We start from the raw sequence: 12,885 nt of genomic DNA on the forward strand, positions 1-12,885 counted from the left end.
ACCCTATTTGCCGGCTTTAGCTCTGAGCCGCTCGTGTGCAATCCTCTGCTGAACACCGGCATTTATCGCCTTCAGTTCCGGATTTTCTGAAACCAGCTTTATGGCTTCAAGGGATGAAAACGCAGGATTACGATGATAAAGCATATTGTATATTCGGGACATCAACTCATAGTCTTCAGGCGTATCAACTGTAAAGCGCAGTTCAGGATGTCTCCATTCAATGTATTTCCCTTCCGCCTGAAAATCACCGAGTTTATATTTGCCGTCTGTACGGTTATATATTCCGTAGGTTCCGTGCTCCCGGATTTTAATGTCTTTTATTTCCTCAGAAACATCAAGAATTATTCCCGCCCTGATGACCTGGACCGAGATGCCCGCAGGGAATGTACGTTCAGCCATCCACTTATCCGAATGGTGCATATGCGTGCTGGCTGCATAATCATACCCCTTGCTGAAGAAAAAACTGACCATGTCGTCAATAAGCACGGGGTCTATCAGCGGATTATCGCCGGTAAGGCTGACGACTACATCAGGGGTATATTTTTTTATTGCGCCTGCAAGCCTGTCCAGCACATCTTCCTCGCTTCCCCTGTAATAGTCTGTGCCGAGTTCTTCTGCAAGATGAACAAGGACGTCATCCCTTTTCTCCGTAGTAGTAGCCAAGACCACCCGGTCAATACTTCCGGCTCCGGCAGCCCTCTCAAAAACACGCTGAAGCATAGGGGCGCCTGCAAGCGGTTTTAATACTTTTCCGGGAAGGCGCGTAGAGCCCATCCGGGCTTCAATGGTTGCTATTATTTTTTTTTGGACTGCCATCGGCATCAGGAATTGTTCTCAATGCCTTCCTGACATTGCATATTGGTGAGGTTATTTCTGCTTTTTTATCACTGCTAAACGAACTACATCGGTAAAAAGACCGTTTCTCAGAAAATGATCCCTGAATATCCCTTCCTCAACAAAGCCTGCTTTCTTATATGCCCTGATTGCGGCCTCATTATGGGCATTAACACCGAGACCTATCCTGTGAAGGTTCAGCTTATTAAATGCATGTGCCGCCAATAAATTTATCGCCTCGGTTCCATAGCCCTTTAATTGAGCATCTTTTTCACCTATCAAAATTGCCAGCTCGGCGCGCCTGTGAATCCAGTTTATCTCATGCAGACCGATATTCCCTATATGACGGTCGGTTGATTTTTCATGTATACAGAAAACCACGTCGTTTTTGTGTCCGCTGACGCGTTTATAAAAAACCCTCATCTTCTCCTTTGTATTCGGCCACATGGCGTGACTTGTATAGAGGTCATTGTCATGGTCGTTGAGCCACTGGAAGTATCTGTCATTATTCAGGTCAGACTCTTCAATCCCCCGGAGATAGACCTTATTGCCGATTAAAAAAGGATCCTTCATAATTTTTTATACAGTCTCAATCCCTGTTCCGCCTTCAGCTACTTTTACGGGCGGCACTAATTCCAGGTCATCAAGATAGTCAAGAAAATTTATAAGAAGCAGGTCATTATATCTTTTTGCTACAACCTGAAGGCCAAACGGGAGTCCTTTCGGTCCTGTAAATACCGGCACATTTACAGCCGGGACATGGCATAAGGTCCAGATAGGACAATAATCTTTATCCCTCGCCTCTTCTACAGGCGCCTCTCCAAATGAGGACAGGCTTAGCAAAATGTCGTACTCTTCAAATACGCTGTCAAGCCTGTGAATCAGTGTCCTCTGCTCTTTCAATGCACTTGAATAATTATCAGGCGGATATGAAAACCCGAGTTTAATATGATGCTTTAAAACATCACTCATTAACTCAGGCTGTCTGTAATATTCTTCTTTGAAATAATAGGCAAGGTCTGAATTATAGATATGAGAATGAATCGCATGGACATTTTCAAATCCTTCGGGAAGTCCGGCTTCTTCTATTAATATATTTTCATTTGCCAGTCGGCTGATAAAATCAATGAAGTCCTTCTTAGCATATTCAGAAACACCATTCCATATACTGCCTTTAACAATACCCACTTTCCAGAATTTTCTTCCTATATCCTTTAACAGTTTTTCTTCTTTGAGGGGATGGTCCCTGCCTCCTATTCTTGCGGAATCGAACAGCAGCTTAATGTCACGGACTGAACGCGTAAAAAACCCTACCTGGTCCAGAGTTTCCATTGTCTTAAGCACCCCTGTCCTCGGAATCATGCCAAAAGTGGGTTTCATGGCATATATACCGCAGTAGCTCGCCGGTCGTATCAAGGAGCCTGCTGTCTGTGTACCCAGAGCAACAGGAACCATCAAGGATGCAACCGCTGCGGCAGAACCGCTTGAAGAAGTTCCGGGCGTGTGTTTGATATTGTGAGGGTTTCTTGTCGCCCCGGGAAAATGAACGGCAAATTCGGCAGTAACAGTTTTGCCCATGATTATCCCGTCATCCCACATCATCTGTTCTACAACCCTCGCGTCATTGCCGGCCTTATGCCCCTTCCATATCGGACTCCCCATTTCAACAGGGAACCCCCTTGTATTAAATATGTCCTTAACGCCGATTGGAACCCCGCACAGTCTGCCGCAAACCTTACCGCGTGACAAATTATTGTCCACTGCGGCGGTCTGTTCAAAGACATGCTCCTCATTAAGAAATTCCCATGCGCTGATTTTCCCCTCCAAACTTCTGATTCTTTCAAGATATGTCATGGCAACATCAGCGGCGGAAAGATTCCCGGACCGTATTTCTTTGACAATATCAGATGCCGTTTTAATTAATTTGATATTGACTACGCCTGAACTATTCATCTAAAAACCGCCGTCTCTGGAGCTATCAGGGCAAACGCCCTGCCGCTCCTTTTCTCTGTCCCTTTATTTCCTTTATTATCTCTGCTTCGCTGAGGCCTGTAATTTCCATATAATATTTCAGCGCTTCAGGTTTAAGTGAATCATATTTTTTTATCATTTCAAAGCCCTCTTCCTGCGTCAATATGCCGGCCCTGACGTCTCTGGTGGCATGGTCAGTGGTGCGTCCGAAGCCGCGTTTCAGATATTTTAAATAATCATGCACTCCTGCCATGTTACATTCTACGCTTTTATAACCTTTGTATGTACCTTCAACATCTCCCTCTCTCCAGCCATATTCCTTCTTTATAAAATCCACCTGCCGTTCATCATCCCAGAATATATAATCTCCAAGATGTATTCCTTCAACCCCTGCCTTCCTCATCTCTTCAGCTGTGGGAAACATGAAAGGCCTCAATTCACTTCTTTTAATCTCATCACTTACCATTTGGTCAATGCCGACTTTTGAAGATATCTTTTGAAAATATTCCGCGTCATATCTGACAGGGTTAAAGTATGTAGCCTTAGTGCCGTTTTCAGCCGCTGATTCACCCCAAATAATAAGTTTTATGCCGAATTTTATGGCTACCTGCAGGGGAAATGCGCCAACCCCTGCGTGGCAGTGCCAGCAGGAGTCGCCTATTTTATAAAGCGACTGTTTTGCAAGGCGGTCTACAAGGCTTTTCTTGGGTGTGAACATTATATGGTCAATATCAAATTTTTCAAGACAGTTCTGCAAATTATATTTCCCTGTTTCAGAAAACCATGTATGGCTGAAAGTCACGGCAAGAGGACGCATTCCCAAAACTTTTGTAACAACATGAAGCTGGTATGTGCTGTCTTTACCGCCGCTGATAGGCACAATACAGTGATAATTATCCCCTGCAATTTTTTTATTATGCTCCACTTTCTTAAGCAATTCGTTCCATCTGTCTTCCCAGTTTATCTTCATCTTCTGTTCCGAACTGTTACAACCCGAGCATATTCCTCTCTCATCAAAGGTTATACCCTCAACAGTCTCAGGCAGACAGCAGCGGACACAGTATTTCAACTGGGGGAAAGGGACTTCAAGCTCTCCTTTTTTTACGGCTTTTTCTGTTTTGATTTTATCAATTAATTTCATAATTGCCTCCACGTATCTTTATTTAACCTTAACCCCGGTTAGCTGCCTGCTTTATCAATATTATTGTACGTCAATGGCTCTTCGCTATCTATATCCTTTTGGGCGATAAATGAGCTGACAGTATCAAAATCTTCAAAAGAGACACTGTTTGCAGGTACCGGTCTTAACCAGATGACGTCTGCGGCAGTTATTTTTTGTCCTTTACGGATATTGTATTTAGCATATGCACTGCGGCGCAGGTTTGTCCTTCCGTATTCCTCAGAGGGCTGGATTTTTCTCGGATAATCTCCCATCATTTTCTCCAGCCGCCTGATGTCCCTGATAAAGTCTGACATCTCCTTAGGCTCAAGTGAAAGCGCACGGTCCCCCCCGGGAATAGACCGGTCAAGAATAAAATGCTTCTCAATTACAACCGCCCCAGTTGCCACTGCAGCAAGCGGGGCAAGGGTGTCAGCAGTATGGTCGGAATATCCCACCGGCAACCCGTATCTTTGATTATAAAAAGGTATCAGAGACAGACCTGTTTCATTATCAGGGACAGGATACGCGCCGATACAGTGAAGCAGAATTGACCCTTTTTTCGGGAGCATTTCAGCAAGCCTGTCTACCTCCTCCTGCTTGCAAAATCCGGTTGATACGAGAACCGGCTTGCCTTTTGAAATAACGTGCCTAAGCAAAGGCAGATTATTTGCATCTCCTGATGCAACTTTGAACGCCGGTACAATATCATCAAGAAAATCAGCGCTCTTTTCGTCAAAAGGGGTGCATAAAAATACCATGCCAATAGATTCCGCCTTCTGCGCCAATTCCCGGAAGACTCCTCCGGGAAGAACCATACTTTTAAATCTCTCCCTTTGTGTGCCGTGTGATTTATCAGGCACATGTTTAAGCACCGGCGCATCTTTGCTTACAAGGAGCTCCGGGTCAAAAAGCTGGAATTTAACGGCATCCGCCCCGCTTGCAGCCGCAGCTTCAAGGGTTTTCATGGCAAGCTCGGCATCGCCCAAATGATTGTTTCCGATTTCGGCAATTATAAATGTCTTTCTGCCAATTTCAAAATTACCTATTTTCATTTATCAATAAAAAGACGCCCGCAGGCGGTATTACTTTTCATAAAGGTACTTATCTTTCGGTACCCTGTCCAAATATCCCTCTTTCATGATTTGAGAAGCCAGCCATATTGAAAATTCATTATTTACTACTTCAATGCTTTCATTCTGCGACAGCTCAATAAAACCGATGGAATTCCCGAGCCAGTCTTTTCCAAGCAGATTTTTTGTCTTAACAATTCGTATGCCGCCGGTCTCCAAATATAGGGTATCGCTGTCTTCCTTCATTATCTTTCTGTCATACCCGAATGGCACCAGTCCGCTTGGTCCTGGTCTCCAGTAAAAGTCATAATGCTCCATAACTGAGATCACTGAGTCATAATCATGTATCAACATTGTATCAATAGCCTCGGTCAGATGATAAGATTTTATAAAAGGACAGTTTATTGAAATCGTTGCCATTATGTCAGGCATGCTATGCCCCCTTTTATCCATCTCTCTGACAAAGTAGCTCACAACTTCACCCCTTGTTACAGTCGGGCTTGCTAATCCCTTTGGGTGCAGTCCCAGCGACTTTGCTCCGTATTTTACGGCAATCTCCTCTACTTCCTCATCATCGGTCAATATATAAACATCCTGCATATATTCACATTCCATTAATGCATTAAGGGAATAATTTATGAGCGGCATGCCATTTATATCTGCAAGTGCAATCTTAGGAATGCCCGATTTCTTAAGAAAAACTGATTCGCGAATCAATCCAATAACCTTCCTGTCTGCCCCAACTTTTTCTCTGACAAATTCGTGCTTGACATGCCTGCGCGCCATTGACCGTTTCTCTGAGTTTGTTGACATAGTTCCTTCATGTCTGCGGTAATACATAAGCGGCAGCCTTACATTATAGACATTGAACCTGTTGATAAAACGGAGCCAGAAGTCATAATCCTCCTGATATTTTAGTTCCTCATTATAACCGCCGATTTCGTCATAGCACTGTTTCCTGTACATAGCCCCTGCGCCTAATGGAGCCCTGTCCAGGAGTTTGATCTCATCATTGCTCTTCATCAGCCTGTAATGCTCTATAATATTGCCGGAGTAGTCAACTTTAAAATAGTCCGAATAGACAAGGTGGACCTCTGGCTTAGAGTCCAGTATCCGGCTTTCAACCAATAAGGCATTTTCATCAAAGTAGTCATCGGCGTCCAGCCTTATGATGTATTGCCCCCTTGACTCCCTGATTGCAGCGTTGCATGCAGCAGCCAGCCCCACGCCTTTAAGTCTGACGACCCTGACTTTAGGATGTTTAGTATATTTTTCAAGAACTTCATCCGTATGGTCGGTGCTGCCGTCTTCAGCTATGATAAGTTCAAACTCCTGGCATGTCTGGTTTAGTACGCTATCTATTGCCTGCCCCAGAAACTTTGCATAATTATGCGCTGTCAGTATTACGCTTATTTTTGGTTTGTCACTCATTATTAATTCTCTATTTACTGTTCTTGAAATATTTAAATGTTTTTTTCAGCCCGGATTTCAGGTCATGTTCCGGTTCAAACCCAAGGATATTTTTTGCCTTTGAAATATCTGCAAAGTTTCTCTTTACATCACCGGGTCTCTGTTCTGAATAAATAATATTCACATCCCTGCCGGTTTCTTTCTTCACAATTTCCTTTATTGCCTCCGCAATCTCATTTACCGTGGTCTCCTTATGCGTAGCGATCTGGAAGACCTCGCCTCCTATGTCAGCCTTCACAGAAAGCATAATAGCATTAATTAGGTCCTCAATAAATATAAAATCCCTTGTCTGTTCCCCATTGCCGTAAATCTCAATGCGCTCCCCGGCAAGCGCATTTTTAAAGAATTTTGCCACCACACTGTTTTTATTTTTTGACAGATGGCCGTAAACGTTGCTGAATCTGAGGGCTATTGTTTTCACGCCGAAGGTCCTGAAATAGGCTGAACAGTATGCCTCACCTGCAAGTTTGCTTGCACCGTATGGTGATACCGGTCTTGGCGCCTTATCCTCATGAACAGGCGGAACAACATCACCCAGCGGGGCCCCGGAAGAGGCAAAAATAAACTTTTTTATGCCCTGCCGCCTTGATGCTTCCAGCATATTTAATGTTCCAATGACATTTGCCTCCATATCTGCCCTTGGATTTTCAACAGACTGCGGGACGCCCGTGCTTGCCGCAAGATGGACAACAACATCTACCGAACTGCAGCAACGAATGCAGGCCTCAGGGTTTCTGATGTCGCCGATGACGAGTTCAAGCCCTTCAGGGCGGCCTTTAAGTGACAATACATCTTTCTCTATAAAAGGTCCGGCTCCTGACAGTGCATCCCTGCTTCCTGAAGAAAGATTATCAAGTATTCTTATATTAACACCCGGGACTTCTTTCAGCAGTCTGTATATTAATGTGCTTCCTATAAATCCGCAGCCGCCGGTTATAAGCCATGACCGGGCATCTAAAAGTTCAGTCAAAATATCAATCCCCTATTTACCATTAATGAAGTCGCACCTTACCCTCTTCCCGTCCCAGCGGATGTCAGGTATGAGAGCCTCTTTGCGCGCCTCTATTCTGTTTTTGTACTTTATAAGGTCCTTTAACATAATGCCGATTTCATGCTCAATATCATGGGTTGGTTTATATCCAAGGTCAAGAAGGCGCTGATGGTCCGGTTTAAAATAATGCTCTTCAAGCTCCTTCCTCGGATTAATCAGATTTCTGATCTGAACATCCAGCCCAAAACTATCGCCGACTTTTTTTACCTTCCCGGCGAGTTCAGTAATGTCATAAACCTCCTCAAACTGGTTAAACACTCTGTACTCACCGGCTCCAGGAGGATTCTCAACAGTAATCGCCAAACATTGCATTGAGTCCCTCAAAGGGAGAAAACCCCTTTTCTGATGTCCCTTGCCATAAGGAGACAGAGGATGCCCTATTACCGCCTCACAGCAAAAACGGTTAATAGCCGTACCAAAGCTCTGGTCAAAATCCAGTCTGGTCAGCAAACGTTCGTCATCGCCCATCTCGTCAATACGCGTTCCGAATACCACACCCTGCATAATATCCGTTGAGCGCAGGTTCCATATTCTGCACGCCATCATAACATTGTTGCTGTCATGGACCTTGCTCTGATGATACCAGCTACCGGCCTGTTTTGGAAAAGGCAGGTAATCCTTCCTACCCCTGAACTCTACTTCAAAGAATCCCTCGGGAATATCAATTTTAGGCGTCCCATATTCTCCCATGGTCCCCAGTTTAACCAGATGGGACTCAGGACATATGTCACGCATGGCATAAAGTATATTAAGGGTCCCAACAATATTATTTACCTGTGTCCATGTGGCGTGTTCAACGTCAATCATGCTGTATGGAGCAGACGGCATCTCCCCAAGATGTACTATTGCCTCCGGTTTAAAATGCCTGAAAATATTCTCAATAAAATTATATTCCGTAAGGTTCCCCTTGAAAAACCTTAGGTTCTTTCCGAAGTTCTCGCGAAAAGCCTCAAGCCTCTCCGTCATTTTACATATAGGGGTTGCAGACTGAGACCCCATCTCTTGTACCCAGTCCCTTCTTAAATAATTATCCGCTCCAGAAACCTCATGCCCCCTTTTAGTCAAATACATTGCAAGCGCCCAGCCCAGATAACCGTCAATTCCAGCGATAAAGACTCTCAAATCATCTCCCCCTTTAATTATAATTTATACATATATATTTGCCTTTTTGAAGACTGCTCCGCCCTTTCAGTCACATCTAAGCAACCGGCAGAGTTAAGAGTTAAAAGTTAATTTTTTCTTTTTTGCACTATAACTCTTAACTTATAACTTTCAACTTTTAACTTTATACTCTCTCAACATTAGCCGCTTCTATCTTTACCGCCACTCCCTGACGGAGAATATCAACCGAAAGCACCAGCATATGCTGTCCCAGTTTTTCAACGAGTATTCCCTCAACACCGCTCAGGGAGCCGTATTTAATCCTTACCCTTTGCCCTTCTTGCAGATATGGATAAGGGTCCAGCGTTTCCTTGCTTTCAATAAGTTTTTTAAGCGATATTATTTGTTCGTCAGGGATAGGCTCAGGCTCTCCGCGTCCTGCGCCGAGGAGCCGCACCACTCCCTTAATCCGGACCACATTTAATATATCCTGCGACCTTTTTGTTGTATAAACAAATATGTACCCCGGGAACAGGGGAAATGTAACTGCTTTTTTCCTGTCCTTCCATTTTCTGAGCCGCTCCACTGCAGGCAGAAAAGCCTCAATGCCTTTCATTTTAAGCCTGTCATACACCTGAAATTCATGACGGGACCTTGTATGGACCGCATACCAGTTCTGTTCTGCATTTGCCGTTAGTTCCATCATCCCTCTTTAGAAAGCAAAAATAATTTTTTTGTATCTGCACCCATATCCATAGCCCTCTGCCTTTCGTTTTCCTTGTCTTTTAAGGATGTAATCAAAATGGCGTCATAATTTAAGCCGGCTAAATCCTGCGGGGCATAAATGTTATGCCCGAAAAAACCGTTGTCCGCCCTTTTATTGTCAATTATTCCAATCAGATTAAGCGGCAAGCCCCGCAGGGAAACATAACATAATTCCGCAACTTCCCCGTCGCCCCATAACAGGAGGTTTTTTGCCCCTGATGAAATCATCTGTTTATAGACATTGTCTATTCTCTGGCGGATGTCCTTGAAATAACTCAGGGAGAAATGCATATATTCATAGGTCAATCTTACCTTCTCTGTAAAACCTTTGGGGGTAAGGATATATTTGACCCTGTTTTGCGGGATAGTGGTAACCTTTATATACCCTTTTTTAGCCAGCCGCTTCATGTAGGCATTCACAAGCCCAAGGGCAACATCAAGCTTGCCCGATAGAGAGCGCTGTGTGACATGAGGCTCTTTGCTTAATTCGTCAAGGATTCTTAGTGTAATATCATCATCATGCCTGTCAGTCTTAAGCTTGTTCATATTATGAACATGATAAGGGGTTTGAGACGGTTTGTCAAGTAAAATGATAAATTAAGAAGCCTCTATTCGCTTCCTATGCCCTTTCTCAGTTTCCTGTCCGCCTTAATAATCTCCTCTGCATTGTCACCGCTTATTTCCCATGAGTAGTCATTCTTTGCGTCGCGTTTGAGTTTTATCTTCGGGGGTTTTTCAGGTTTTATTTCCCTAATCTCCGGAATCTGTTTAAATACAGGCTGAACCTGCTGTTTATCTTCCTTGGGCGCGCATGAAAAAATAAATATTACAAAAAAAACCAGCAGCAAACGCTTAACAAACATTTTAACCTCCAATTTTTATTTTAAATCATGCTGCAGTCAGTAGCTTCTGTATCTATTTGTAATCGGAAACCGCCTGTCCTTCCCGAATGCCCTCGGCGTTATCTTTATCCCGGGCGGCGCCTGACGCCTTTTATATTCAGAGCAGTCAATCATTTTAATGACCTTTTGAGCGCACTCAAGGTCGCAGCCCATTTTCAATATCTCATCAAAACCCTTATCCTCTTCCACATATGCCTTTAAAATAGGATCCAGCACAGGGTAGGGCGGCAGAGTGTCAGTGTCTCTCTGTTCCGGCTTGAGCTCTGCCGTAGGTTCTTTCCAAAAAACCCTTTCGGGTATAAGATTTTTTCTTTCCTTTTCATTCCTCCACTTACAAAGGTCATATACCATTGTCTTTGGCACATCTTTAATGACAGCAAACCCTCCTGCCATATCACCGTAAAGTGTTGCATATCCCACGCTCATCTCGGATTTATTCCCGGTTGTGAGCACAAGCCATCCGAATTTATTGGAAAACGCCATTAATATATTACCCCTGATTCTTGCCTGAAGATTTTCTTCGGTGATGTCTTTTTTTGCGCCCTTGAATTTCACCGCAAGCGTATTAAGATATGTCTTAAATATCTTATCAATCGGAACCCTGATAATTTTTATGCCGAGATTTTTTGCAAGGCGGTAGGCATCTTCACGGCTTTCTTTTGATGTATAAGGCGACGGCATAAACAGCCCCTGCACATTTTCCCTGCCGATTGCATCAACGGCTATTGCCGCAACAAGCGCGGAATCAATGCCTCCGCTTAATCCGATTATCACGCCGTTGAATCCGTTTTTCCGCACATAATCTTTTGTGCCAAACAAAAGCGCATTATAGACCTCTTCTTCGGGAGAAAGCGTAATAAATTTTTTGGGCTTAATAGCAGGCTTGCCGGTTTTGATTAAATAGTCTATTTTTATTTTCTCAATATTGTCTTCCGAAGAAACGTAGGACTGAGTTTTTTCTGCAACCTTATCAGATGTTTTTAATGCTTCCATGCCAATATCAAAAACAATCAACTCTTCCTTAAATTGACCCGTCCTTAAAATGATTTTCCCTGATTTATCAGCAGCAAAACTGCCCCCGTCAAAGACAAGTTCATCCTGCCCCCCGACCATATTCACATAAGCTATTGCAACTTTATTCTTCAATGCCTGAGCGGCGATTAACTGCTCCCTGAAAGAAATTTTCCCCGTATGATAAGGCGATGCATTGATATTGATAATTATATCCGCTCCGGCGACTGCCTGAATATTTACAGGTCCATGCTCATGCCATATATCCTCGCAGATATTAACGCTGAATTTTACTGCGCCAATATCATAAACAGGGTATCTTATGCCCGGCTTAAAATAGCGGTACTCGTCAAAGACGCTGTAATTTGGCAGATGCATTTTGTGATAAACGTCTGCTAATTTGCAGTCTGAAATTACGGCAGCGGCATTGTGCAGGCCCCGCGAGTCAAGATAGCTCATGCGTATATTTTCATCAACAAAGCCCGCAATGGAAATTATGTCTTTTGAGGCGGCGATTATCTTATTCAGCGCATCAATATTGTCTTTTATAAACTGGGGCTTTAAGAGCAGGTCTTCGGGCGGGTATCCTGTGACAGCAAGCTCGGGGAATGCAACAATATCAGTCCTTAAATCCCTTGCCTTTTTCATAAAGGCAATTATTTTTTTTACATTTCCGGACAGGTCGCCGACCGTAGGGTTCATCTGGGCAAGGGCAATCCTCAGCATTTTCATTATCTAAATGATAATTAAACAAACCGTGTTTGTCTACCCCATTGGAATTTAACGGGGTGAATCATTGAGGATGTGAGGGCAGTATGGAACTGGGTGCTGGGCAATTATCCTGAGTTAATGCACTTGGCATTATATGCGGTAAATGAAAGATTCGGAGATTTTAAATTAACATGGGCGTCCTGCCTTGACATGGAAGAAGGCTCCAGGGTAATAGCCCCTGCATGGAGGCCCGGAGGGGTGCGGAGCGTAAGGGTGACGTAATTAGCATAGCATCTTATGTTATAATTGAAACATAGGAGGTTATAAATGGGCATATCTGTGAACCTTCCCGAATTAAATATATCAGAGAAAGAATTAAAATTATTGCTTGCTATCAAGCTTTTTGACGACGGCTTAGTGTCTCTTGGTAAGGCATCTGAGATAGCCGGCTATTCTGAAAAGGCATTTGTAGAAATATTGTTGCAAAAAGGAATGTCTCCGCTAAAATACCAGAAGTTAAATCTTGATAAAGAACTGTCCAATGCCTGAAACAGTTATTGTTGACGCCTCTGTTTTAATAGCCTTTGAAAAAATAAATCTTTGCTTGCTAAGATGGCAAAAAATAAATAATCTTTATTGCTTTTAGATGAGAATTAAAACATCTAACAACAAACTGCCTATACCGCTTTATCATGGAACATCAAGTTTTTTCTGTGGGTCTATCCTTAAAAATGGGCTTGGTGCTATTAATATAGTAGAAGAATATGTGATATGATTATGTTCTTGAGTTGCTAAAAAACTATTTTATACTTTTTGCCGTCATTGACCTGAAAATAG

Annotated in this window: 14 protein-coding genes; 2 read left to right on the forward strand and 12 right to left on the reverse strand. The window is 43.3% G+C overall.

Annotated features, from left to right (window positions below; translation table 11 throughout):
* Positions 1 to 3: 3 nt before the first annotated feature.
* The 12 genes from HZA10_06150 to HZA10_06205 all read right to left on the reverse strand — a co-directional run bounded on the left by HZA10_06150 (position 4) and on the right by HZA10_06205 (position 12,069).
* Complete coding sequence (locus HZA10_06150) at positions 4 to 816, reverse strand: glycosyltransferase family protein (protein MBI5195884.1); 813 nt, start codon at positions 814 to 816, stop codon at positions 4 to 6.
* Positions 817 to 867: 51 nt separating this feature from the next.
* Positions 868 to 1,407 (reverse strand): GNAT family N-acetyltransferase, encoded by a 540-nt coding sequence (locus tag HZA10_06155; protein MBI5195885.1) that lies wholly within the window; start codon positions 1,405 to 1,407, stop codon positions 868 to 870.
* A 6-nt stretch (positions 1,408 to 1,413) separates the two neighbouring features.
* Complete coding sequence (locus HZA10_06160; GenBank protein MBI5195886.1) at positions 1,414 to 2,787, reverse strand: amidase; 1,374 nt, start codon at positions 2,785 to 2,787, stop codon at positions 1,414 to 1,416.
* A gap of 25 nt (positions 2,788 to 2,812) precedes the next feature.
* A complete protein-coding gene (locus HZA10_06165; GenBank protein MBI5195887.1) occupies positions 2,813 to 3,946 on the reverse strand; it encodes an N-acetyl sugar amidotransferase in 1,134 nt (377 codons plus the stop codon).
* Positions 3,947 to 3,984: 38 nt separating this feature from the next.
* Complete coding sequence (locus tag HZA10_06170) at positions 3,985 to 5,019, reverse strand: N-acetylneuraminate synthase family protein (protein MBI5195888.1); 1,035 nt, start codon at positions 5,017 to 5,019, stop codon at positions 3,985 to 3,987.
* A gap of 30 nt (positions 5,020 to 5,049) precedes the next feature.
* Positions 5,050 to 6,468 carry a glycosyltransferase gene (locus tag HZA10_06175; GenBank protein ID MBI5195889.1) on the reverse strand — a complete coding sequence of 473 codons (1,419 nt, stop codon included), beginning with the start codon at positions 6,466 to 6,468 and terminating at the stop codon, positions 5,050 to 5,052.
* Positions 6,469 to 6,478: 10 nt separating this feature from the next.
* Complete coding sequence (locus HZA10_06180) at positions 6,479 to 7,477, reverse strand: GDP-mannose 4,6-dehydratase (GenBank protein MBI5195890.1); 999 nt, start codon at positions 7,475 to 7,477, stop codon at positions 6,479 to 6,481.
* A gap of 12 nt (positions 7,478 to 7,489) precedes the next feature.
* Positions 7,490 to 8,680 carry an NAD-dependent epimerase/dehydratase family protein gene (locus HZA10_06185; protein MBI5195891.1) on the reverse strand — a complete coding sequence of 397 codons (1,191 nt, stop codon included), beginning with the start codon at positions 8,678 to 8,680 and terminating at the stop codon, positions 7,490 to 7,492.
* Between the two features lie 163 nt (positions 8,681 to 8,843).
* Complete coding sequence (locus HZA10_06190; protein MBI5195892.1) at positions 8,844 to 9,365, reverse strand: UpxY family transcription antiterminator; 522 nt, start codon at positions 9,363 to 9,365, stop codon at positions 8,844 to 8,846.
* Entirely contained in the window at positions 9,362 to 9,970 is a 609-nt protein-coding gene (locus HZA10_06195) for a winged helix-turn-helix transcriptional regulator (GenBank protein MBI5195893.1), read from the reverse strand. The genes HZA10_06190 and HZA10_06195 overlap by 4 nt, the downstream gene beginning before the upstream one ends.
* Before the next feature lie 62 nt (positions 9,971 to 10,032).
* On the reverse strand, positions 10,033 to 10,287 hold the full coding sequence (locus HZA10_06200) for a hypothetical protein (protein MBI5195894.1): 255 nt from the start codon (positions 10,285 to 10,287) through the stop codon (positions 10,033 to 10,035).
* Positions 10,288 to 10,323: 36 nt separating this feature from the next.
* Positions 10,324 to 12,069, reverse strand: coding sequence for an NAD+ synthase (locus tag HZA10_06205; protein ID MBI5195895.1), 1,746 nt, complete (start codon positions 12,067 to 12,069; stop codon positions 10,324 to 10,326).
* A 72-nt stretch (positions 12,070 to 12,141) separates the two neighbouring features.
* Here HZA10_06205 and HZA10_06210 point away from each other — a divergent pair, with 72 nt between their 5' ends.
* Both HZA10_06210 and HZA10_06215 read left to right on the forward strand, forming a co-directional pair.
* A complete protein-coding gene (locus HZA10_06210) occupies positions 12,142 to 12,330 on the forward strand; it encodes a hypothetical protein (protein MBI5195896.1) in 189 nt (62 codons plus the stop codon).
* Positions 12,331 to 12,375: 45 nt separating this feature from the next.
* Positions 12,376 to 12,597, forward strand: a complete 222-nt coding sequence (locus HZA10_06215) for a UPF0175 family protein (GenBank protein MBI5195897.1) — start codon at positions 12,376 to 12,378, stop codon at positions 12,595 to 12,597.
* The last annotated feature ends 288 nt before the right edge of the window (positions 12,598 to 12,885 follow it).

The sequence above is a fragment of the Nitrospirota bacterium genome (genome assembly GCA_016212185.1).
Classification (GTDB): Bacteria; Nitrospirota; Thermodesulfovibrionia; order UBA6902; family DSMQ01; genus JACRGX01.